Origin of the sequence: Novosphingobium sp. 63-713 (genome assembly GCF_001898925.1) — a bacterium.
GTDB lineage: Bacteria > Pseudomonadota > Alphaproteobacteria > Sphingomonadales > Sphingomonadaceae > Novosphingobium.
In genome coordinates this window covers 483160-504556 of record NZ_MKVS01000026.1, presented here as the reverse complement: position 1 = coordinate 504556, position 21397 = coordinate 483160, and the positions used below count along the sequence as shown (strand labels likewise).

Sequence of the window (21397 nt, the reverse complement as noted above, 5' to 3'; positions counted from 1 at the left end):
ACAGCAGGCAAGGAAGAAACCCATGTCCACCAGCACTGGCAAAATTGCCCAGGTTATCGGCGCCGTCGTCGACGTTGCCTTCGACGGGGAACTCCCGGCGATTCTGACCGCTCTGGAAACCGACAATAACGGGAACCGTCTGGTTCTCGAAGTTGCTCAGCACCTTGGCGAAAACACCGTCCGCACCATCGCGATGGACGCCACCGAAGGTCTGACCCGCGGCCAGGCCGTGACCAGCACCGGCGCGCAGATCTCGGTGCCGGTCGGCCCCAAGACGCTGGGCCGCATCATGAACGTCGTGGGCGATCCCATCGACGAACGTGGCCCGGTCGGCGCCGATCAGGTTGCCCCGATCCACGCCAAGGCCCCGGAATTCATCGACCAGTCGACCGAAGCCGCGATCCTCGTGACCGGCATCAAGGTCATCGACCTTCTGGCTCCCTATGCCAAGGGCGGCAAGATCGGTCTGTTCGGCGGCGCGGGCGTTGGCAAGACGGTTCTCATTCAGGAACTGATCAACAACATCGCCAAGGGCCACGGCGGCGTGTCGGTGTTCGCGGGCGTTGGTGAACGCACCCGCGAAGGCAACGACCTCTACCACGAATTCCTCGACGCCGGCGTTATCGCCAAGGACGCCGAAGGCAACCCGACCCCCGATGGTTCGAAGGTTGCTCTGGTGTTCGGCCAGATGAACGAACCGCCGGGCGCCCGCGCTCGTGTGGCTCTGTCGGGTCTGACCATGGCTGAATACTTCCGCGACCAGGAAGGCCAGGACGTGCTGTTCTTCGTGGACAACATCTTCCGCTTCACGCAGGCCGGTTCGGAAGTGTCGGCTCTGCTGGGCCGTATTCCTTCGGCCGTGGGTTATCAGCCCACCCTGTCGACCGACATGGGCGCGCTGCAGGAACGCATCACCTCGACCACCAAGGGTTCGATCACCTCGGTTCAGGCCATTTACGTTCCCGCGGACGACCTTACCGACCCGGCTCCTGCCACCTCGTTCGCCCACTTGGACGCAACGACCACGCTGAACCGCGCGATTTCGGAACTCGGCATTTATCCCGCGGTTGACCCGCTCGACTCGACCTCGCGCGTGCTGACGCCCGCCGTTGTCGGTCAGGAGCACTACGAAACCGCCCGCCGCGTTCAGGAAACGCTGCAGAAGTACAAGTCGCTGCAGGACATCATCGCGATCCTGGGCATGGACGAGCTTTCGGAAGAAGATAAGCTCACCGTCGCCCGCGCCCGCAAGATCCAGCGCTTCCTGTCGCAGCCCTTCCACGTGGCCGAAGTGTTCACCGGCATCAGCGGCAAGTTCGTGCAGGTCGAAGACACTGTGCGTTCGTTCAAGGCGGTTGTGGACGGCGAATACGACCACCTGCCCGAAGCGGCCTTCTACATGGTTGGCGGCATCGACGAAGCGGTCGAAAAGGCCAAGAAGCTGGCTGCGGAGGCGTAAGCCATGGCGCTGCATTTCGAACTCGTCACGCCTGCAAAGCTGGTCCGGTCCGAGGAAGTCCACATGGTGGTCGTCCCCGGTTCGGAAGGCGAGTTCGGCGTGCTGGAAGGCCATGCGCCTTTCCTGTCGACCATCGCCGATGGCACCGTGAAAGTGTACAAGAGCGAAAACGCGGCTCCGGAGGAAATCGCCATCGCCGGCGGTTTCGCCGAAGTGACGCCCAAAGGTCTGACCGTTCTGGCCGAAAAGCTGGTGGGGTGATCGCGGGCTGACTGGCTTCGTCGCTCGCTTTGACGGATAACAGATTGAGGGCCGGGAAAAGGGTTTGCGCCTTTTTCCCGGCCCTTTTTCTTTGGTAGTCCTACCTTCCCCTCCTCGCCGTCGGCGCGTGAAAATCCGGGTCCTTGCCCGCCACCCAGTTGAGAAAGCGCGCCAGAACCTCATGCCCGCGCAAAATCGCGACATCCTCTGCGATACGGGCCAGTTCGGCGTTGGTGAAATTGGCGTGCAGCGCCCGGTGACAGATCGGATGGACGGCGACCACGACGCGCCCACCGCGCGATTTGGGCACCGGATGGTGCCACTCGATCCGGCGGCCCAGCGCCCTTTCGCAAAGCCAGCAGGGCGGGGATGTTTGCGGCTCGTTCAAAGTGTCAAAATCGGTATTTGCCCGTGATCGGCGCTTGGCCATTAGCAAATCCTCAAAGTTTCCGTTCTATTCACCTTGCTCAATTGGCACAGGCTGATCGTGTTCTCAAACGGTCGATGCCCCAGATGGTCGCGGGCAATGTCTGTGTGGTTTGTGAAGGAATAGACGGACGATGAGCGCATTCGGGCGACGCACTGGCCCCGGCAGCTTTGGCGCAGGCGCAAGGCCACAGTTTGGCGTAGCGCGCCCGATGCGAGCCGATGGTCTGCCCGCCGGTGCTCCTCCTCCGCCGCCTTCGGGCGGGGATCAGTTTCCGCCTTTGCCCACCGAAGCCGAAATGACGATGGATTCCAAGGGCGGCGATGCGATGGCGCGCCTGGCTGAGCGGATGAATTCCACCGTCGAATCCACCCGGCAGGCTGAGGGTTTTGAGGCCAGCGTTCATAAGATCAAAGAGCAGGTGCTGCCCCGCCTGCTCGAGCGCGTTGACCCCGAGGCCGCGGCCACGCTGACCAAGGATGAGCTGGCCGAGGAATTCCGCCCGATCATCATGGAGGTGCTGGCCGAGCTGAAGATCACGCTGAACCGGCGCGAGCAATTCGCGCTGGAAAAGGTGCTGATCGACGAATTGCTCGGCTTTGGCCCGCTGGAGGAATTGCTCAACGATCCGGACGTGTCCGACATCATGGTCAACGGCCCGGACCAGACCTATATTGAAAAGAAGGGCAAACTTCAGCTTTCCACGATCCGTTTCCGCGACGAACAGCATCTGTTCCAGATCGCCCAGCGCATCGTCAATCAGGTCGGCCGCCGCGTTGACCAGACCACGCCGCTGGCCGACGCCCGATTGAAGGACGGCAGCCGTGTGAACGTGATCGTGCCGCCGCTGTCGCTGCGCGGCACGGCGATCTCGATTCGTAAGTTTTCCGAAAAGCCGATCACCATCGACATGCTGCGCGATTTCGGTTCGATGAATGACCGCATGGCCACCGCGCTGAAAATCGCGGGTGCGTGCCGGATGAACATCGTCATTTCGGGCGGCACGGGTTCGGGCAAAACCACCATGCTCAACGCCCTGTCGAAGATGATTGATCCGGGTGAGCGCGTGCTGACCATCGAGGACGCGGCCGAATTGCGCCTGCAACAGCCGCACTGGCTGCCGCTGGAAACGCGCCCGCCCAACCTTGAGGGCCAAGGCGCGATCACCATCGGCGATCTTGTGAAGAACGCTCTGCGTATGCGGCCTGACCGGATCATTCTGGGCGAAATTCGCGGCGCGGAATGTTTCGACCTGCTGGCCGCGATGAACACCGGCCATGACGGATCGATGTGCACACTCCACGCCAATTCCCCGCGCGAATGCCTTGGCCGTATGGAAAACATGATCCTGATGGGCGACATCAAGATCCCCAAGGAAGCCATCAGCCGCCAGATCGCCGAATCGGTTGATCTGATCGTTCAGGTCAAACGCCTGCGCGATGGCAGCCGCCGCACCACCAATATCACCGAGGTGATCGGGATGGAGGGCGATGTGATCGTCACGCAGGAATTGTTCAAGTTCGAATATCTGGACGAAACCGACGACGGCAAGATCATCGGTGAATGGCGTTCCTCGGGCCTGCGCCCCTACACTTTGGAAAAGGCGCGCCAGTTCGGCTTCGACCAGACCTTCCTTGAGGCATGTCTCTGACCGGCGGATGCACGCGCGGCATTGTTTCATGCGCAAAATAGCGGTGCAACAATCGGCCCCGATGGGTTAAGGGCCGCGCGTGCCTCAACATCAACGCCCCTTTCTGGCGCTGGGCCTGCGCCTTGCTGCCACGCTCGCGCTGGCCACGCTTTATATGATGGTCAAGCTGCTGCATCAGCGCGGCGTCGCCCTGCCCGAAATCATGTTCTGGCGTCAGGCTTTGACGATACCGCTCCTGGGCGGATGGCTGGCGGCGCGGGGGCGGCTGTTTTCGCTCTATACGCGGCGGCTCAAAACCCATGCCTTGCGCACGATCACCGGATCGATCGGCATGGTCTGCCTGTTTGGCGCGCAGGTGCTGCTGCCTTTGCCGGTGGCGACTGTGCTGGGCTTCACCACGCCGCTGTTTGCGGTGCTGCTGACGGCCGTCGTCTATAAATCGCCGCCGGGGCGGCTGCGCTGGATGGCGGTGGCGCTGGGTTTTGCCGGGGTGATCATCATCACGGCGCCGGGCGATGGGGCGTCCATTGCGGGCGGCATTTCGCCGCTGGGCCTTGCCGCCGGGCTTTGCTCAGGCTTTCTGGTGGCGGTCATCAGCCTGCAAATCCGCGATCTGACCAGCACCGAGACGCCGATTGCGGTGGTGTTCTATTTCGCGCTGTTCGGCACGCTGCTGCTGACCCCGACGATGCTCTATTACATGACGCCGCATTCGCCCGCGCTCTGGGCCGAAATCATTGCGATGGGCGTGGTGGGCGCGCTGGCGCAGGTGCTGCTGACGGCGGCGCTGCGCTTTGGTTCGGCGGCCAGCGTGCTGGTGATGGATTATGCCACGCTGATCTGGACGACGATCTATGGCTGGACGATTTTCGACCAATTGCCGCCCGCGCATACCTGGGCCGGGGCGCCGCTGATCGTGGCGGCGGGGATGATGATTGCCCTGCGCGAGCATCGGCGAATTAAAGCCACCCGCGAAACCGCATAGAAAAAGGGCCGCCACGCGAACGCAGCGGCCCCCTCCTGCGACCCTTTAGCTTAGTCCTTCCAGACCAGCTTGGGCTTGCGCGCCGCCAGCGTTTCATCAACGCGGCGCCGCGGTGTATAGTGAGGCGCGCTCTTCAACGTCACATCCCCTGCCCGCCCGCGCTCGGCCAGCGAGCGCATCGATGCGATCAGGCGATCGGTGCCCGCCTTGCTCTCGGTTTCGGTCGGTTCGACCAGCATCGCGCCATGGACCACCAGCGGGAAATAGACCGTCATCGGGTGGAAACCCTCGTCGATCAGCCCCTTGGCGATATCCAGCGTCGAGAAGCCCTCGGCCATGCCATTGTCGCTGAACAGGGCCTCGTGCATGCAGGGGCCATAGGCGGCAAAGGGCGCGTCCAGCACATCTTCCAGCTCGCGCAGGATGTAGTTGGCGTTGAGCACAGCATCCTCGGACACCTGACGCAGACCATCCGCGCCGTGGCTGAGGATATAGGTCAGCGCGCGGGTGAACATGCCCATCTGGCCATGGAACGCGGTCATGCGGCCAAAGCTGTTGGGGTGGCCGTGGTCATGCGCATCGCCTTCCTCGACCAGATGCGCGACGCCATCGGCATCGAGCGTGGCGAAGGGCAGCGGGGCAAACGGAGCCAAAGCCTCGGACAGCACCACCGGCCCCGAACCCGGACCGCCGCCGCCGTGGGGCGTCGAAAAGGTCTTGTGCAGGTTGATATGCATCGCGTCCACGCCAAGGTCGCCGGGGCGCACCTTGCCGACGATGGCGTTGAAATTGGCGCCGTCGCAATAGACATAACCGCCCGCCGCATGGACCGCGTCCGAGATCGTCTTGAGGTCGCGCTCGAACAACCCGCAGGTGTTGGGGTTGGTGATCATCACGCCCGCGATGTCCGGCCCAAGGCGAGCCGTCAGCGCGACCACATCGACGCGGCCATCCTCGGTTGCGGGGATGTTTTCCACGCGGAAACCGGCAAAGGCGGCGGTGGCCGGGTTCGTACCATGCGCGCTTTCAGGCACCAGCACCACAGGGCGTTCCTCACCGCGCGCGGTCAGGGCAGCGCGGATGCAGAGCAGCCCGCAAAGCTCGCCATGCGCGCCCGCCTTGGGCGTCATGGCCACGGCGGGCATCCCGGTCAGCGCCATCAGCCAATCGGCCAGCTGCGTGATGACCTTCAAAGCGCCCTGCACCGTCTGCGTCGGCTGCAACGGGTGGACATCAGCGAAGCCGGCCATCCGCGCGACCTTTTCATTCAGGCGCGGATTGTGCTTCATCGTGCAGGAGCCGAGCGGGAACGGCCCGAGGTCGATGGCGTAGTTCTGACGCGAAAGGCGCGTGTAATGGCGCACCACTTCCGGCTCGGTCAGGCCCGGCAGAGCCGGAGCAGCCTTACGCAGGAACTTGCCCAGCGCGGGCGCTGGAGCCACATCGGCATCGTCGAAATCGACGCCATAGGTTCCGGGCGCGGCCAGTTCGAAGATCAGCTTTTCCTCAAGGTTGAGGCCATGATCGCCGCTGACCGTGGCGGGCAGGATCGCGCCTGCCTCACCCATTTCCGGGCGCCATCCCGAAGCGTTGGGAGCGTTCATCACAGCACCTCCTTCAGCGCCGCCACAAGGGCCGCAATATCTTCATCGCTCGTGCATTCCGTGGCGGTCAGCAGCAGGCCATTGGCCAGCGCGGGCGTTTCGGCATAGAGGCGACCAAGCGGCACGCCGCCCAGAATGTCCTTGGCCGCCAAGGCATCGACGACCTCGTGCGCATCCTTGGGCAGGATCACGGTAAATTCGTTGAAATAGGCATCATTCAGGACGCTGACGCCCGGAATGGCCGCCACCGCCGCGGCCAAAGCCTGCGCCTTGCCATGGTTGATGCGGGCCAGGCGCTCCAGACCAGCGCCGCCCAGAAGGCTCATGTGAATGCTGAAAGCCAGCGCGCAAAGACCTGAATTGGTGCAGATATTGCTGGTCGCCTTTTCGCGGCGGATATGCTGTTCGCGCGTGGAAAGCGTCAGCACGAAGCTGCGGCGCCCTTCGGCGTCCAGCGTCTCGCCGCACAGGCGGCCCGGGATCTGGCGCAGGAACTTTTCGCGGCAACCGAACAGGCCGAGATACGGCCCGCCAAATTGCAGGCCCACGCCCAGCGACTGCCCCTCACCCACAACAATATCCGCGCCCAGCGCGCCGGGAGCCTCCAGCAGACCCAGCGCCACCGGCTCCGTCACCACCGCGATCAGCAGCGCGCCATGCGCCTGCGCCGCCGCCGCAATCGCGGCCAGATCGGGAATGCGGCCCAGAATGTCGGGGTACTGCACCACAACCGCGCTGGTTTCGCCGTCGATGGCGGCGATGATCGCGGCATCCTCGGCATCGCCCGACATTACGGGGGCCTGCGCCACCAGTACGTCATCGGTGAAACGCGCCATGGTCTGCGCGGTCGCCACATAATGCGGGTGCAGGCCGCCGGTCAGGATCGACTTCTTCCGCTTGGTCACGCGATGCGCCATGGCGATCGCTTCCCAGCAGGCGGTCGAGCCGTCATAGAGGCTGGCGTTGGCAATATCGGTGCCGAGCAGGCGCGCGACCTGCGTCTGGAACTCAAAGAGCACCTGCAGCGTGCCCTGCGCGATTTCGGGCTGATAGGGCGTATAGGCGGTCAGAAACTCGCCGCGCTGGATCAGGTGATCGACGCTGGCGGGGATATGGTGCTTATACGCGCCCGCGCCCAGAAAGAAGGGCGCCGCGCCCGCCGAGAGGTTTTCTCCGGCAAGGCGGCCCATATGGCGTTCGACCGCCATTTCGCTGGCATGGCCCGGCAGGCCCGCAATGGGTCCTGCCTGCAACGCCTCAGCGGGCACATCGCAAAACAGCGCGTCAATATTGTCCACGCCGATCCGCGCCAGCATTGTGGCGCGGTCGGCCGGGGTGAGAGGCAAATAACGCATGGGCGATTAAAGCTCCGCAATATAGGCGGCGTAAGCGGCCTCATCCATCAGATCGGCCAGCTCGCCAGCGTCCGAAACGCTCATGCGCCACAGCCAGCCTTCGCTCTCGGGCGAGGTGTTGACCAGCTCGGGGGCTTCTTCGAGCGCCGCATTGCCTTCGGTCACTTCGCCCGAAACCGGGGCGTAAACGTCGCTGGCGGCCTTCACGCTGTCCACCACGCTGGCCGTGTCGCCCTTGCCCAGCGCCTTGCCCGCTTCGGGGACTTCGACAAAGGTGATGTCGCCCAGCGCGTTCTGCGCGAAATCGGTGATGCCGACGGTCGCCACATCGCCGTCAACGGAGATCCACTCGTGGTCCTTGGTGAAATAGCGGGTCATTTTGCGGCTCCTTTGCGGAAATAGCGATGGGGAACAAAAGGCATGGCAGCGACCGTGGCGGGCAGCTTCTTGCCGCGCACGTCGATGAAAAGTTCAGTGCCGGGCGCGCCCAGAGCGGCGGGCACATCGGCCATGGCGATGGGGCAGCCCAGGCTGGGCGCAAAACCGCCCGAGGTCAGCACGCCGACCTTATCCTCGCCGCTGTACACCTCGGCGCCTTCGCGCGCGGCCTGACGGCCCGAGAGTTTCAGGCCCACGCGCACCGTTTCGGTGCCCTGCGACAGGCCGGTCAGGATGCGGTCGGCGCCGGGGAAGCCGCCTTCGGCGCGGCGGCGCTTGGAAATGGCGAAGGAAAGGCCAGCGCTGATGGGGTCGATGTCCTCATTCAGATCATGACCATAGAGCGGCAGGCCCGCCTCCATGCGCAAGCTGTCGCGCGCGCCAAGGCCGATTGGCTTGACCGCTTCGTGGGTGCAGAGCATCTCGGCCAGCGCCTCGGCGCTTTCTGCGGGCACGGCGATTTCATAGCCATCCTCGCCGGTATAACCGCTGCGGCTGATGTGCAGTTCAACCCCGTTCCAAACATAGGGACCGGCCTGCATGAAGGAGAGTTGATCCACGGGCACGATCTGCGGCTGGGCGGGCGCGATGCCGAAAGAGGCCAGCGCATCGGCGGCGCGGGGGCCTTGCAGCGCCAGCAGCGCGAAATCGTCGCGGTGAGTCAGCGTGATGTCATCAGGCAGGAATTCGCGCAGATGGCCAATATCATCCCACTTGGTCGCGCCATTAACGATCAGGAAAAAGCCGCCGGGCCAGCGCGTAATCATCAGATCGTCGATGATCCCGCCCGTTTCATTCAGCAGCAGCGAATAGCGCTGGCGGCCAACCTTGAGTATCGAAAGATCGGCGGGCATCAGCGCTTCCAGAGCGGTGACGGCGTCCTGCTGATCCTCGTCCTCGCTCGACACGACCAGCTGGCCCATGTGGCTGACATCGAAAAGACCGGCGTTTTCGCGGGTCCACAGGTGTTCGCCCATGATGCCTTCGTATTGCACCGGCATCCAATAACCGGCGAATTCGACCATGCGGCCGCCGCGCGCGCGGTGCCAGGCATCGAGAGGAAGGGTGAGGGTTTCGGGGATCTCGGCTTCTTCGCCCGAGTCAAAATTGTATGTGTCGCTCACAAATCAGCCTTCCGCACAGCGTTGCACCATTCCGGTGCCCCCTCTGTCACGGAAACCTGAGAGCTTAGCCCGCGCATGGGAATGCGCAGATTTACCCCTTCGGCGGCCCCCGAACCCATTGGTCCGATTGCACTTTCCAGAGCGTCGCTATTGACCGACACGGTCCTTATTGCCTGAGAGATTCCGGGGCGGTTGCTCCTTCGGCGCCGGGCAATTCTTGCGAATCACCCGAACTCTCCCGCATCGTTCAGCGACTGATGTTCGCCATCTCTTTTTGCGGCGCAAAAGTCAAACAGCCTGTCAGAAATTCTACCCCAATACGTAATCCGCTCCATAAATCCGGCGTAATCACGGTCAGACGTTGCTCAATCCTTCGGGGGCGGTGCCGTGGATCTGGCGATATTGCGCGATGGCGAAACGGTCGGTCATGCCTGCGATATAGTCGGCGATATGGCGGCTGCGCTGGGGCTCGGCCTGCGGCAGGCGGGCGGCCCATGCCTCGCCCATGCGCAAGGGGTCCTCGCTATAGGCGGCAAACAGGCCCGAAACGACCTGATGCGCCTTTTCCGCCGTGGCCAGTTGATCGGGGTGGTAATAGAGCCGGTCATACATGAAGCGCTTCAAGGTCCGCTCGGCCTCAGCCATCGCGGGCGAAAAGGCAGCGCTGGCGCGGGTGGCGGCGCGGATGTCGGCAATGCCAGCCATCCCCTGCGTGCGGCCCTGCGTTTCGGCGATCACATCATTGACCATTATGCCGATCTGGCTGCGCACCAGCTCGCGCAACTTGCGATCATGGGGGGCATGGGGGTGCTTGGCCTCAACCGCGCGCCATTGCTCGGCCACAAAGGGCTGGGTCAGCAGATCGTCGAGATGGAGGAAACCGGCGCGCAACCCATCGTCAATATCGTGATTGTCATAGGCAATGTCGTCAGCAATCGCGGCCACCTGCGCCTCAAGGCAGGACCATTCACCCAGATGCAGCGGATAGGCCGCGTCCAGTTCGGCCAACGCCCAGTTAGGGTTGCGGACCGGTCCATTATGCTTGGCCAGCCCCTCCAGCGTCTCCCATGTCAGGTTCAGCCCTTCATGCTCGCAATAGGGGCTTTCCAGACGCATGAGCGTGCGCAAAGTGTTGGCATTGTGATCCCAGCCGCCTTGCTCCTTCAGCGCCTCGTCCAGTGCGTCCTCGCCGCTGTGGCCAAAGGGCGGATGACCGATGTCATGGGCAAGGCAAAGCGCCTCGGTCAGATCCTCGTCCAGCCCCAGCACGCGGGCGATGACGCGACCGATCTGCGCCACCTCGAGGCTATGCGTCAGACGGACACGGTAGTGATCACCATCGGGGGCGACGAAAACCTGCGTTTTATGCCGCAAACGCCGGAACGCAATCGAGTGGATGATCCGGTCGCGGTCGCGCTGATAGGGGCTGCGCGGGCCGCGGGCGATCGAGCCTTCGAGCGCGAATTCACGGCCAAGGGATTGCGATGGGTCGCAGGCCAGGGGGGATAGGGGCATGGGTTTTGGGGTAGGCGGATTTTGTTTGAAGAAAAAGGGGAAAATGCGAGGGACTTGTCCCTCGCGCTCCCGTTACTGTCTTTGTTGCGCCAGAGGTTCAGCGCCAAGTGTTGGGCGCGATGGCGAAATGATAAAGCCTGCGGCGCGGATAGGATAACCTCACCGCGCCGCAAGCTTTAAAAATCATCAACTGCGGACGGATCAACCCCCACCCCATTCATGGGATTGCAAAGGGTCGAGACCCTTTGCCCGCCGGAGGCATCCCTTCAAATCTTACCTTTCCCACCCGGACATGCACAACCCAGCCGCCGCCGCCGTCACGCGGATCACTTCAGGGTCCTGAATCCGGCGCACCGCCATGACATAATCGAACAGCGACCGCTTAGGCCCCTGCAACGCCTCCAATTGGCGTAATTGGCTGATGGTCAGCTTGTCCACCATATGTTCGGCCATGCAGGCCGAGACCGGTTCGGACAGCCCCGCCCCCACAAGGGCCGATTTCACCCGGCCCCGGGCGATCCCCTGAACACAGCCCGAGAGGGCAAGGGTAAGGGCAAGGACTGTCAGAACACGGCGCATTATCAAACCTTTATCAATGGGCCAGCGCCTTGACGATGTCTTCCACCATCTTTTTGGCGTCGGCCAGCAGCATCATGGTCTGGTCCATGTAGAAGACATCATTATCAACACCTGAATAACCCACGCCGCCCATCGACCGTTTGACGAACATCACGGTCTTGGCCTTGTCCACGTCGAACACGGGCATACCGTAAATCGGGCTGGACTTGTCGGTCTTGGCGGCGGGGTTGACCACGTCATTGGCGCCGATGATGAAAGCGACATCGCACTGGCCGAACTCGGAATTGATGTCCTCCAGCTCGAATACCTCATCATAAGGCACATTGGCTTCGGCCAGCAAGACATTCATATGGCCCGGCATTCGCCCGGCAACAGGATGAATGGCATATTTGACGCTGACGCCTTCCTTCTTGAGCACATCGGCCATTTCGCGCAGCGCGTGCTGAGCCTGAGAAACCGCCATGCCATAGCCGGGGATGATGATGACGCTTTCGGCTTCCTTCATCAGGAAGGCCGCGTCCTCGGCGCTGCCGCGCTTCCACGGACGCTGTTCCTTGGGCGCTCCGCCGGATGCTTCAGGCGCGGCGCCAAAGCCACCCGCAATCACCGAGATGAAGCTGCGGTTCATCGCCTTGCACATGATATAGGACAGGATCGCGCCCGAAGAGCCGACCAGCGCGCCGGTGATAATCATCGCGCTATTATGCAGAGTGAAGCCCATCGCGGCCGCCGCCCAGCCCGAGTACGAGTTGAGCATCGAGACCACCACCGGCATATCCGCCCCCCCGATCGGAATGATCAGCAGGAAACCGATGATGAAGGCCAGCAGCGTAATCAGGCCGATCACCCAGAGCGACTGATCCATCGTGAAATAGCCGACAAGGCCAAGAATCGCGATGATCGTGCCAAGGTTGATGACATGGCGCCCCGGCAGCATGATCGGCGAACCCGACATCTTGCCCGCCAGTTTGAGGAAGGCGATGATCGAACCGCTGAACGTGATGGCGCCGATGGCGATGCCAAGGCCCATTTCGATGCAGGATTGGGCGTGTATCTTCAGAACGACTGCCGCTGACGCAAAGGCACTGGCACCGTCTGCGGATAGACCACTTACTTCGCTACCAGCAACTTCGGTCAATTCCGCAATCCCGAAAGCCTGCGGATTGAGATAGGCAGCCCAGCCCACTAGCACGGCGGCCATACCGACCAGCGAGTGAAACGCCGCCACCAATTGCGGCATCGCCGTCATGGCGATGCGCCGCGCGATGACAAAACCGATGCCGCCGCCGATGGCGATCGCGGCGAAAATCATGCCAAACGAACCAAAGTCAGGAACAGTTTGAAGCCCATGCTCAATCGCGGCAGGAGTTTCCCCGTCAGGATTAACTACGGCCGGGAAATGCGTCACCAGCGTCGTGGCCACAGCAATCAGCATGCCGATCATGCCATAGCGATTACCCGCACGGCTGGTCGCCGGACTCGATAATCCGCGCAGCGCCAGAATGAACAGCACGCCCGAAACGAGGTAAGCAAACATCGCCCATGACGGCGTTGCCGCATGTTCGACAGCGCCCGCCGCGCCCGCGCTAAGAAGCTGGAGAACCATCACTTCTTCTCCTTCTTCTTATACATGGCCAACATGCGCGCCGTGACCGCAAAGCCGCCAAAGATATTGACCGAGGCCAGCACCACCGCGCCCAGCCCCAGCCACTTCGACACGCCACCCGCAGCGCCCAGCCCAGAGGCCGCCGCCGCGATCAACGCGCCCACAACGATGACCGAGGAGATCGCATTCGTCACCGCCATCAAGGGCGTGTGCAGCGCGGGCGTGACCGACCACACCACATAATAGCCGACGAAACATGCCAGCACGAAGATCGACAGGATCGAGATAAAGTCCATTACGCCCTCCCCTCAGAGCAGTCGCGGATTGACGACCTGGCCGCCTTGCGTCAGCCGGATCGCATTGCCGATTTCCTCGTCCAGAACAGGCTTGCCCTGCTCCTTGTCCCAAAAGGCCGAGAGGAAGTTGTAGAGATTGCGCGCAAACAGAGCCGAGGCATCTGCCGCCAGATGCGCGGGCGTATTGGAATAGCCCATGATCCGGACGCCGTGCCGCTCCACGATCTGATCGGGAACCGAACCTTCGACATTGCCGCCCTGCGCCACGGCAAGGTCGAAAATGACGCTGCCCGGCTTCATCGTGGCGATCTGCGCATCGGAAATCAGGCGCGGCGCCGCCCGTCCGGGGATCAGCGCCGTGGTGATGACGATGTCCTGCTTGGCGATATGGCTGGAAACCAGTTCGGCCTGCGCCGCCTGATATTCCGGGCTCATTTCGGTGGCATAGCCGCCCGCGCCCTCGCCCTCGATGCCCGCGACATTTTCCACGAAGATCGGCTTGGCGCCCAGTGATTGGATCTGCTCCTTGGTCGCGCTGCGCACGTCTGTGGCCGAAACCTGGGCGCCCAGACGCCGCGCGGTAGCGATGGCCTGAAGCCCCGCCACGCCCACGCCCATGATGAACGCCTTGGCCGCCGAGATCGTGCCCGCCGCCGTCATCATCATCGGAAAGGCTCGGCCATAAACGCCCGCAGCATCAATCACGGCCTTATACCCCGCCAGATTGCTCTGCGAGGAAAGGATATCCATCGACTGCGCACGCGTGATGCGCGGCATGAATTCCATCGCCAGCGCCTCAATCCCGGCGACGGCGTAGGCATCAACCCGCCCGCGCTGACCAAAAGGATCAAGCCCCGCCGCAACCCACACGCCCGGCTTCGCGCCCGAGAGCAGGCCCACATCAGGCCCCTGAACCCCCAGCACAATATCCGCACCCGCCACCACCGAGGCCGCGTCGCCCATGATTGCGCCCACCGCGGCATAATCGGCATCGGCAATCGAGGCGGCATGTCCCGCCCCGCTTTCCACCGCCACAATCGCACCAAGGTTTGTGAATTTCTTCACCGTTTCCGGCGTCACGCAGACGCGCGCTTCCCCCGCCGCTCTTTCCTTAAGAGCGGCGATGCGCAATTTATCCGTCATTCCAGACCTTTCAGCGGGAGATGAGATAGACGACGAAAGCGGCCACGATGGCGATGACCGGGGTGCTGACCTTGATCAGACGAATGAAACCCTCATAGGTTTGCCGCGCGGCGGTAATATCCTGAGTGTGAGTCATTGATTTTTCCCCTGTCCCATTAAATTCTTGGCCAATTCTTATCATCCTGAGGCGTCAGCACAAGATAAAACATGATCCGCGGCAAAACATAAATTGCACCATGGGTTAAATTTCATTTTCACCACCATGGTTGACGCGCGGCCCGAAAAATCCGGATGCCAGCCGGGTCAGGTTTAAGCAGGTCTTTACCCAATTTGGCTAAATCCAGCCGTTATGACGACAGACCGCGCAAATATGGCAGAGACCGAACAGCGCCTGCTGATGCTGATCGACGATGAGCCGGCCCAGAGCCGCCTGATCACCGCGCTGGCCGCGCGCGAGGGCTGGCGGACGCTGGTGGTGGGCGATGCCGAAACGGCCGTGGCCATGCTGGGCACGCGGCAGGGCATGCAATTGGGCGCGGTGATCCTTGACCAATGGGTGCCGGGCGATGAAGCCTGCTCGCTGATCGCCGATCTGCGCAGCCGCCGCCCCGCCCTGCCGATCCTGATGCTGACAACCTCGGCCTCGCCGCTGCTGGCGGTTGAAGCGATGCGCGCGGGTGCAACCGATTACCTCATCAAGCCCATCGCGCCCGACCGGTTGATGAGCGCCCTGCGCAACGCCACCACGCGCGAAACGCCGCGCGATGAATTGCAGCCGTTGACCGAAAAGATGAACGGTCCGGCCGATTTTGAATCGATGATTGGTGCAGCTCCGGCCTTCCGCACGGCGCTTGCCATCGCCGCCAAATCCGCGCGCGGCCAGGGCCATCTGCTGATCGAGGGCGAGAGCGGCACCGGCAAGGAAATGCTGGTGCGCGCCATCCACGCCGCATCGCAGCGCGCCAAAATGCCGCTGCGCATCGTCAATGCGGGATCGACGCCGGGCAATTCCATCGAATCCGCACTGTTCGGCCATGAAAAGGGCGCCTTTCCCGGCGCTTTCGACCGCCAGATGGGCGCGATCCAATATTGCGACGGCGCCACGCTGGTCATCGACGAAATCGACCGCCTGCCGATGGGCGTTCAGGAGCGGCTGGCCGAATATCTGACCACAGGATCATGCCGCCCGATCGGCGCGCGCCATGCCTTCCGGGTGGATGTGCGGCTGATCGCGGCGTCGAATTATCCGCTCAAGGATCTCATCGTCCATGGCGATTTCCTGCCCGAACTCCACGCCGCGATCTGCGCGACCACGGTGTCGCTGCCGCCGCTGCGCGCGCGGCTGGGCGATATTCCGGCGCTGGCGCGGCATTTCCTCGCCCGCATCGGCGAGCAACCGGGCCTGCGCGAACTGGGCATCACCGATGGCGCGCTGTCGCTGCTCTCGGCCTATGACTGGCCCGGCAACGTGCGCCAACTTCAGGCTGTCCTGTTCCGCGCCGCCGTCTTCTGCGATGGCGACGCGCTGACCGCCGACGATTTCCCCCAACTCTCCAGCATGATCTCCGCCGAGCCGATGAGCCCCAGCAATGGCGTGGCCCACGAAAGCGCGGGCGTGATGCTGTTTACCGCCGATGGCAATCTGCGCCCCCTGGAGGACATCGAGGCGGACGTGATCCGGCTGGCCATCGGGCATTACCGGGGCCGCATGACCGAAGTGGCGCGGCGGCTGGGGATCGGGCGTTCGACACTGTATCGAAAGTTGAGCGAGCTTGGGATTGGGGACGCGGCGTAAGGGCTTTCGGGTTTTTGCCTCCGGCGGACAAAGGGTCTTGACCCTTTGCAATCCCCATATTGTCTTTGTTGCGCTATGGGATCAGCCTCGCGCAACCTTGCAGCGCCGCAGGCTTTAAAACCGCTTCGCGGATCGGCGCAGGCTGGCAAACCGAACGCCAAATAATGGGATTGCAAAGGGACGAGCCCCTTTGCCCGCCGGAGGCAAACCTTCTTACCCCCTCAATCCACCAACTGCCCAAAATCCGTCAAAGCCGCATCGCGCAAACCGCGCCACACATGCAGCGCCTGGACCGTCTGCGCCACATCATGCACGCGGATGACCTGCGCCCCGGCATCCATCATCCGTACGGCCAGCATCAGCGACCCGCCCAAACGCTTGTCGGCAGGAGCCTCATTGGACAAAGCCCCGATCATCCGTTTGCGGCTGGCCCCAACCAACAGGGCACAGCCCAGCGCATGAAACAGCGGCAGCGCGTTCATCAGCGCGAGGTTTTCCTGCAATGTCTTGCCAAAGCCGATACCGGGGTCGAGCAGGATGCGGCTCCGGGCCACACCCGCCGCCTCGGCCGCATCGCGCCGCGCGCGCAGCCAGTCGAACACGTCCAGCACGACATCGCCGTAATGGCCGTCCTCGTGGAGGTCTTCGCCCTTGCCCGGCGCATGCATGATGCAGACGGGCGCGCCGCAATGGGCGGCAAATTCAAGACTGCGCGGATCATGACGCAGGCCCGAGACATCGTTCCACAGATGCGCGCCTGCCGCCAGCGCCGCCTCGAACACGCCCACGCGGCGCGTATCGACGCTGATCGCCGCGCCCGTCCGGGCCAGTTTCTCGATCACCGGCACCACGCGCTCGATCTCGTCGCCCTCCCACACCGGGGGCGCTCCGGGGCGTGTACTTTCGCCGCCAATGTCGATCATCGTCGCGCCCGCCTCCAGCATCGCGCTGGCATGGACCACGGGCACATCGGGGCCGGAAATATTGCGGCCGCCGTCGGAAAAACTGTCCGGCGTCACGTTGAGGATGCCCATCACCTGCGGCTGATCCAGCCGCACCGTCCGCGCGCCCATCTGCAACGGCGCGCGGGGGGAACGCAGCGCTTCCCATTGTTCCTCGGCCTCGCCCTGGATGACGCGGCCTGCCTCGGCCATGCCAAAGCGGGTGCGTTCGACCACCTTGCCGCCTTCGCGCCGGATCAGCGCGAAACGGCTGGCATAGGTCAACCCGCCTGCCAGACGAAGGGCTTCGCCTTCCTCGGACTGAGGGCTGTCGGCAAGGGCGATCGGGCGCAAATAGACTGTCATGCGCCCGGTTTAGCCGCGATCAGTCCTCGTTTGCCAGCAGATAAAGCTGACGGATGGCATCAAGCGGCTTCATCTGCCCCTCATGCTCGATGTTCCAGAAGGTCCAGCCGTTGCAGCTGGGCGCACCCTGCAATTGGGCACCGCAGGAATGGATCGACCCTTCGGTCTTGCCCGAAACCAGCGAGCCATCGGCGCGCACGGTTGCGGTGAAAGCCGGGCGGTTGCGCCCCTTCTTGCCGGTCAGCACGGTGCCGGGCTTGACCCAGCCGGTTTCGATCAGCGTGCCGAAAGGAACCTTGGGCGCGGCGCGCTTGCTCTTCATCGTGCCGATGGCGGATTCATCGAGCGGCAGCGCCATCTCGATACGCTCCATGGCGGCATCGCGATAGTTCTGCTCACGCTCGCAACCGATCCATTCGCGGCCAAGGCGCTTGGCCACCGCCCCTGTGGTGCCGGTGCCAAAGAAGGGATCGAGCACCACATCGCCCTTGTTGGTCGTGGCCAGCATCACGCGATAGAGCAGGCTTTCGGGCTTCTGCGTCGGGTGGACCTTCGATCCGCCCTTCTTCAGACGCTCCGAACCATTGCAGATCGGCAGCACCCAGTCGCTGCGCATCTGAAGCTCGTCATTGAGCGTCTTCATCGCGCGATAGTTGAACGTGTACTTCGCCTCCTCGCCCATGCTGCACCAGATCAGCGTCTCATGGGCATTGGTAAAGCGCGTGCCCTTGAAATTGGGCATCGGGTTCGATTTGCGCCACACGATGTCGTTCAGGATCCAGAACCCCATATCCTGAAGGATCGCGCCGACGCGGAAGATGTTGTGATACGAACCGATCACCCAGAGCGAGCCGTTGGGCTTCAAAACGCGGCGCGCTTCGGCCAGCCAGGCGCGGGTGAAACGGTCATAGGTGCCAAAGCTGTCGAACTTGTCCCAATCATTGGTGACGGCATCGACATGGCTGCCATCGGGGCGGGCCAGATCGCCGCCGAGCTGGAGGTTATACGGCGGATCGGCAAACACCATATCGACGCTGGCGGTCGGGATCGAGCGCATCGCCTCGATGCAGTCGCCATCCAGAATGCGGCCCAGCGGCAGTTCGCTGCGCGGCGTTTCGACCGGCTTGAGGACAAGATCCTTCCTGATGCGGCTGGCCAGTTTGCGCGGCGCCGGGGTGGAGCGGGTGCGCTCCTTGAGAAGGACAGTGCCCATGAGGATTCCTGTGAATAAGTGCGTTGAACGGCCCCCTCAATGAGTCATTCGCAGACTCACGTCAAGGCCCGACTCGTGGAGTCAGCACGAGTCGCGATGGTAACACCGAGTCAAGGACAGGAGAACAGAAAGAGTCTGACACAAGGGATAGAGTCAGGCGCGACTCGGCAGACTCAACATCTAGTGGCGTGGCAATCGGGACTCAGGGGGCGATTTTTTACAAAAAGGACAATTGCGCGACCGGCGCGAAAGTCCGCCGATGATGCTCGCAAGGCCCATGTTCGCGCAAACCCGCCAGATGCTGCGCCGTGCCATATCCGGCATTGCGCTCCCACCCATAATGGGGGTGCGCCAGCGCCAGTTCGCGCATCACCCGGTCGCGGTGTTCCTTGGCGATGATGCTGGCAGCGGAGATCGCCGCCTCTGTGGCATCGCCCCCCACAATCGCCCGCGCGGCCCAGCACCAGTCGCCCACGCGCCCCTGCGGCGTCTTGTTGCCGTCGATCAGCACCATCGCGGGTTCACCAACCTTGGCCACCAGCGCGCCGACCGCCCGCGTCATGGCCAGCATCGTGGCGGCAAAGATGTTGATGCGGTCGATCTCGTCGGCCTCGACCACGCCGATGGCCCAATGCGCCTCGGCCATGATCCGCGCCTCCAGCGCCGCACGCCGCTTGGCCGACAATTTCTTGCTGTCGGCCAGCCCCTCGATCGCGCTGTCGCAAAGCCACACCGCGCCCGCCACCACAGGCCCCGCCAAGGGGCCGCGCCCCGCTTCATCCACGCCAAAGATCATGACGCCCCGATTGCCGCCCCCGCAGCCCGCCCGCAAGCATTTCCTTGCATAGCTTGCTTGCATCTGGCGCCCCCCTGCCCTAACGCGCGCGGCATTATGGCTATCGAACCCTCGCTCATTCCGCTGGACAATGTTGACCCCTCGCTGGTCGAGGAATTGCTCGATCGCGCGTTTGAGCCGGAACGACGCGGGCGCACCGCCTATAAGGTGCGCGGCGATGCCGAATGGCTGCCCGCTCTGTCCTTTGCCGCAGTGGACGAGGAACAGCATGTGGTCGGCTCGATCCAGTGCTGGCCGGTGGCGCTGACCGATCCCGATGGCCGCCGCCATCCGATGGTCATGGTCGGCCCCGTCGCCGTCCTGCCCGAGGCGCAGGGGCGCGGCTTTGGCAAGGCGCTGGTCACGGCCGCCATTTCGGCGATGAACCCCAAGGCGCCCTTGCCCATGGTGATGATCGGCGATCCGGAATATTACGGCCGCTTCTGGGGCTTTACCAATGCGCCCACGGGGGAATGGGATCTGCCCGGACCGTTTGAACAGCGCCGCCTGCTGGTGCGCTGCGACAATACCGCCATCCTGCCGCAAAAGGGCATGCTGGGCCCTTGGGGCTAAACAGAATTAGGGCAGGCGAAGCACTGGCGCACAGCGCCCGCCTGCCCCATATTGCCGCCATGCCCTATACGCCCCCTCCCGATCTGGCCGCGCTCTCGCTTGAGGACATCGCCCGCATGGTGGCCGAGCGCCGCCTGCCCCCGGTTGATCAATGGCATCCGGCCGAGGAACTCGACAGCCAGATGGAGATCCGCGCCGACGGATCATGGTGGCATCAGGGCGGGCCGATCACCCGCCCGGCCATGGTGCGCGCCTTCTCCACGCTTCTGATGCGCGACGATGCGGGCCAGCACTGGCTGGTGACGCCGCAGGATCGCCAGAGGATCGCGGTGGTCGATGCCGCCTTTGTCGCGGTGGATGTGGCGCGGATTGACGGGGCGCTGGTGTTTCGGCTCAATACCGATGACACGGTGGTCGCGGGGCCGGACCACCCGCTGATCGCGCGGGGAGATGCTGAAACGCCCGCGATCTATCTGGCCGTGCGTCATGGCTGTCTGGCCCGGATCGACCGCTCCACTTGGGGACAATTGGTGGATATGGCGCTGGAAAAAGCGGGGATGGTTGGGGGTACAGACGGTGGACTGTCTGTGGATAGTTTGGGGATAAGTTTCCCCCTTACGCCTCAATGAGCAATCTGCGGTACAAGCTGGAGCGGCTGTATCACGCCGGGATGGCGGGGCCTGCGCCCACGCTGTTTCCCGATCCGCGCACGGCGGGCATCGAGGAATTCAAACCCGCCGCCGTGCTGATCGCCGTGACCGAGCGGGCCGCGCCCGGCGTGCTGATGATCCACCGCCCCGGCACAATGCGCGCCCATGCCGGACAGGTTGCCTTGCCAGGCGGGCGGCTTGATCCGGGCGAAACCGACATAGACGCCGCCGTGCGCGAGGCGCAGGAGGAGCTGGGCATTGACCCGCGCCATGTCGATGTGATCGGTCCTCTTGATGTGTTCCTGACCGGATCGGGCTATGCGGTGACGCCGGTGCTGGCGCTGATCCCGCCCGATCTGCCGCTGGTGCCCAATCCGGACGAGGTGGCGCAGTGGTTCGAGGCTCCCTTCGGCTTTGTCATGGACCCGGCCAACCATCAGCGCCGCGCCATCGAATGGGAGGGCAAGACCCGCCATCTGGTCGAAATTCCATGGAACGGGCATCGCATCTGGGGCATCACCGGGGCCATTCTCGCCAATCTTTCCAAACGCCTGAACTGGCCAAATGACTGAACAGCACGG

Annotated in this window: 22 protein-coding genes and 2 riboswitches; of the genes, 8 read left to right on the top strand and 14 right to left on the bottom strand. The window is 63.3% G+C overall.

Annotated elements, in window-relative coordinates; genetic code table 11:
- Window positions 1-22: 22 nt before the first annotated feature.
- Together atpD and BGP00_RS13280 are read left to right on the top strand one after the other, a co-directional pair.
- On the top strand, window positions 23-1459 hold the full coding sequence (gene atpD / locus BGP00_RS13285) for a F0F1 ATP synthase subunit beta (protein WP_168605225.1): 1437 nt from the start codon (window positions 23-25) through the stop codon (window positions 1457-1459).
- A gap of 3 nt (window positions 1460-1462) precedes the next feature.
- A complete protein-coding gene (locus BGP00_RS13280; protein WP_168605224.1) occupies window positions 1463-1720 on the top strand; it encodes an ATP synthase F1 subunit epsilon in 258 nt (85 codons plus the stop codon).
- A 100-nt stretch (window positions 1721-1820) separates the two neighbouring features.
- Here the strand turns inward: BGP00_RS13280 and BGP00_RS13275 are convergent, their stop codons facing one another.
- A complete protein-coding gene (locus tag BGP00_RS13275; RefSeq protein ID WP_292689648.1) occupies window positions 1821-2150 on the bottom strand; it encodes an HNH endonuclease in 330 nt (109 codons plus the stop codon).
- 130 nt (window positions 2151-2280) lie between these two features.
- Between BGP00_RS13275 and BGP00_RS13270 the strand changes: the two genes are divergently transcribed.
- Window positions 2281-3798: a CpaF family protein gene (locus tag BGP00_RS13270; protein WP_292689647.1), complete on the top strand. Its 1518-nt coding sequence runs from the start codon at window positions 2281-2283 to the stop codon at window positions 3796-3798.
- 79 nt (window positions 3799-3877) lie between these two features.
- Complete coding sequence (locus BGP00_RS13265) at window positions 3878-4783, top strand: DMT family transporter (RefSeq protein WP_292689646.1); 906 nt, start codon at window positions 3878-3880, stop codon at window positions 4781-4783.
- 50 nt (window positions 4784-4833) lie between these two features.
- Here BGP00_RS13265 and gcvPB read toward each other — a convergent pair whose 3' ends face one another.
- The 10 genes from gcvPB to BGP00_RS13215 form a co-directional block, all read right to left on the bottom strand.
- Window positions 4834-6387: an aminomethyl-transferring glycine dehydrogenase subunit GcvPB gene (gcvPB, locus tag BGP00_RS13260; RefSeq protein ID WP_292689645.1), complete on the bottom strand. Its 1554-nt coding sequence runs from the start codon at window positions 6385-6387 to the stop codon at window positions 4834-4836.
- The gene (gene gcvPA, locus BGP00_RS13255) at window positions 6387-7742 is read right to left on the bottom strand and encodes an aminomethyl-transferring glycine dehydrogenase subunit GcvPA (RefSeq protein WP_292689644.1); all 1356 of its coding nucleotides are present in this window, start codon (window positions 7740-7742) and stop codon (window positions 6387-6389) included. Before gcvPA ends, gcvPB begins: the two co-directional genes overlap by 1 nt.
- A gap of 6 nt (window positions 7743-7748) precedes the next feature.
- The gene (gcvH, locus tag BGP00_RS13250; protein ID WP_168605219.1) at window positions 7749-8120 is read right to left on the bottom strand and encodes a glycine cleavage system protein GcvH; all 372 of its coding nucleotides are present in this window, start codon (window positions 8118-8120) and stop codon (window positions 7749-7751) included.
- Entirely contained in the window at window positions 8117-9304 is a 1188-nt protein-coding gene (gene gcvT, locus BGP00_RS13245) for a glycine cleavage system aminomethyltransferase GcvT (protein ID WP_292689643.1), read from the bottom strand. The genes gcvH and gcvT overlap by 4 nt, the downstream gene beginning before the upstream one ends.
- Before the next feature lie 33 nt (window positions 9305-9337).
- A riboswitch (glycine riboswitch) is annotated at window positions 9338-9454 on the bottom strand.
- A riboswitch (glycine riboswitch) is annotated at window positions 9455-9555 on the bottom strand.
- Between the two features lie 103 nt (window positions 9556-9658).
- Window positions 9659-10819 (bottom strand): deoxyguanosinetriphosphate triphosphohydrolase, encoded by a 1161-nt coding sequence (locus tag BGP00_RS13240; protein WP_292689642.1) that lies wholly within the window; start codon window positions 10817-10819, stop codon window positions 9659-9661.
- 273 nt (window positions 10820-11092) lie between these two features.
- Entirely contained in the window at window positions 11093-11398 is a 306-nt protein-coding gene (locus BGP00_RS13235; protein ID WP_292689641.1) for a hypothetical protein, read from the bottom strand.
- 13 nt (window positions 11399-11411) lie between these two features.
- Complete coding sequence (locus BGP00_RS13230) at window positions 11412-13004, bottom strand: NAD(P)(+) transhydrogenase (Re/Si-specific) subunit beta (protein WP_292689640.1); 1593 nt, start codon at window positions 13002-13004, stop codon at window positions 11412-11414.
- On the bottom strand, window positions 13004-13300 hold the full coding sequence (locus BGP00_RS13225; RefSeq protein ID WP_168605214.1) for a proton-translocating transhydrogenase family protein: 297 nt from the start codon (window positions 13298-13300) through the stop codon (window positions 13004-13006). Before BGP00_RS13225 ends, BGP00_RS13230 begins: the two co-directional genes overlap by 1 nt.
- Window positions 13301-13312: 12 nt before the next feature.
- A complete protein-coding gene (locus BGP00_RS13220) occupies window positions 13313-14443 on the bottom strand; it encodes an NAD(P) transhydrogenase subunit alpha (protein ID WP_292689639.1) in 1131 nt (376 codons plus the stop codon).
- A 10-nt stretch (window positions 14444-14453) separates the two neighbouring features.
- Complete coding sequence (locus tag BGP00_RS13215) at window positions 14454-14579, bottom strand: aa3-type cytochrome c oxidase subunit IV (RefSeq protein WP_168605212.1); 126 nt, start codon at window positions 14577-14579, stop codon at window positions 14454-14456.
- A gap of 234 nt (window positions 14580-14813) precedes the next feature.
- Between BGP00_RS13215 and BGP00_RS13210 the strand changes: the two genes are divergently transcribed.
- Window positions 14814-16238: a sigma-54 dependent transcriptional regulator gene (locus BGP00_RS13210; protein ID WP_168605211.1), complete on the top strand. Its 1425-nt coding sequence runs from the start codon at window positions 14814-14816 to the stop codon at window positions 16236-16238.
- A gap of 221 nt (window positions 16239-16459) precedes the next feature.
- Here BGP00_RS13210 and folP read toward each other — a convergent pair whose 3' ends face one another.
- From folP to BGP00_RS13195, 3 genes are all read right to left on the bottom strand, one after another.
- On the bottom strand, window positions 16460-17545 hold the full coding sequence (folP, locus tag BGP00_RS13205; protein ID WP_292689638.1) for a dihydropteroate synthase: 1086 nt from the start codon (window positions 17543-17545) through the stop codon (window positions 16460-16462).
- 19 nt (window positions 17546-17564) lie between these two features.
- Window positions 17565-18758, bottom strand: a complete 1194-nt coding sequence (locus BGP00_RS13200) for a site-specific DNA-methyltransferase (RefSeq protein ID WP_292689637.1) — start codon at window positions 18756-18758, stop codon at window positions 17565-17567.
- Window positions 18759-18975: 217 nt separating this feature from the next.
- Window positions 18976-19554: a ribonuclease HII gene (locus tag BGP00_RS13195; RefSeq protein WP_292689636.1), complete on the bottom strand. Its 579-nt coding sequence runs from the start codon at window positions 19552-19554 to the stop codon at window positions 18976-18978.
- A 96-nt stretch (window positions 19555-19650) separates the two neighbouring features.
- Between BGP00_RS13195 and BGP00_RS13190 the strand changes: the two genes are divergently transcribed.
- The 3 genes from BGP00_RS13190 to BGP00_RS13180 are packed head-to-tail and all read left to right on the top strand — an operon-like array spanning window position 19651 to window position 21388.
- Window positions 19651-20166, top strand: a complete 516-nt coding sequence (locus BGP00_RS13190; RefSeq protein ID WP_168605207.1) for an N-acetyltransferase — start codon at window positions 19651-19653, stop codon at window positions 20164-20166.
- Window positions 20167-20225: 59 nt separating this feature from the next.
- On the top strand, window positions 20226-20795 hold the full coding sequence (locus tag BGP00_RS13185; RefSeq protein WP_292689635.1) for a DUF1285 domain-containing protein: 570 nt from the start codon (window positions 20226-20228) through the stop codon (window positions 20793-20795).
- Window positions 20792-21388, top strand: a complete 597-nt coding sequence (locus BGP00_RS13180; RefSeq protein WP_292689633.1) for a CoA pyrophosphatase — start codon at window positions 20792-20794, stop codon at window positions 21386-21388. Before BGP00_RS13185 ends, BGP00_RS13180 begins: the two co-directional genes overlap by 4 nt.
- Window positions 21389-21397 lie beyond the last annotated feature (9 nt).

Coding starts and splice junctions, on each gene's coding strand:
- atpD (WP_168605225.1), top strand. CDS start 23: ATGTCCACCAGCACTGGCAAAATTGCCCAGGTTATCGGCGCCGTCGTC.
- BGP00_RS13280 (WP_168605224.1), top strand. CDS start 1,463: ATGGCGCTGCATTTCGAACTCGTCACGCCTGCAAAGCTGGTCCGGTCC.
- BGP00_RS13275 (WP_292689648.1), bottom strand. CDS start 2,150: ATGGCCAAGCGCCGATCACGGGCAAATACCGATTTTGACACTTTGAAC.
- BGP00_RS13270 (WP_292689647.1), top strand. CDS start 2,281: ATGAGCGCATTCGGGCGACGCACTGGCCCCGGCAGCTTTGGCGCAGGC.
- gcvPB (WP_292689645.1), bottom strand. CDS start 6,387: ATGAACGCTCCCAACGCTTCGGGATGGCGCCCGGAAATGGGTGAGGCA.
- gcvPA (WP_292689644.1), bottom strand. CDS start 7,742: ATGCGTTATTTGCCTCTCACCCCGGCCGACCGCGCCACAATGCTGGCG.
- gcvH (WP_168605219.1), bottom strand. CDS start 8,120: ATGACCCGCTATTTCACCAAGGACCACGAGTGGATCTCCGTTGACGGC.
- BGP00_RS13240 (WP_292689642.1), bottom strand. CDS start 10,819: ATGCCCCTATCCCCCCTGGCCTGCGACCCATCGCAATCCCTTGGCCGT.
- BGP00_RS13235 (WP_292689641.1), bottom strand. CDS start 11,398: ATGCGCCGTGTTCTGACAGTCCTTGCCCTTACCCTTGCCCTCTCGGGC.
- BGP00_RS13230 (WP_292689640.1), bottom strand. CDS start 13,004: ATGGTTCTCCAGCTTCTTAGCGCGGGCGCGGCGGGCGCTGTCGAACAT.
- BGP00_RS13225 (WP_168605214.1), bottom strand. CDS start 13,300: ATGGACTTTATCTCGATCCTGTCGATCTTCGTGCTGGCATGTTTCGTC.
- BGP00_RS13220 (WP_292689639.1), bottom strand. CDS start 14,443: ATGACGGATAAATTGCGCATCGCCGCTCTTAAGGAAAGAGCGGCGGGG.
- BGP00_RS13215 (WP_168605212.1), bottom strand. CDS start 14,579: ATGACTCACACTCAGGATATTACCGCCGCGCGGCAAACCTATGAGGGT.
- BGP00_RS13210 (WP_168605211.1), top strand. CDS start 14,814: ATGGCAGAGACCGAACAGCGCCTGCTGATGCTGATCGACGATGAGCCG.
- folP (WP_292689638.1), bottom strand. CDS start 17,545: ATGACAGTCTATTTGCGCCCGATCGCCCTTGCCGACAGCCCTCAGTCC.
- BGP00_RS13200 (WP_292689637.1), bottom strand. CDS start 18,758: ATGGGCACTGTCCTTCTCAAGGAGCGCACCCGCTCCACCCCGGCGCCG.
- BGP00_RS13195 (WP_292689636.1), bottom strand. CDS start 19,554: ATGATCTTTGGCGTGGATGAAGCGGGGCGCGGCCCCTTGGCGGGGCCT.
- BGP00_RS13190 (WP_168605207.1), top strand. CDS start 19,651: ATGGCTATCGAACCCTCGCTCATTCCGCTGGACAATGTTGACCCCTCG.
- BGP00_RS13185 (WP_292689635.1), top strand. CDS start 20,226: ATGCCCTATACGCCCCCTCCCGATCTGGCCGCGCTCTCGCTTGAGGAC.
- BGP00_RS13180 (WP_292689633.1), top strand. CDS start 20,792: ATGAGCAATCTGCGGTACAAGCTGGAGCGGCTGTATCACGCCGGGATG.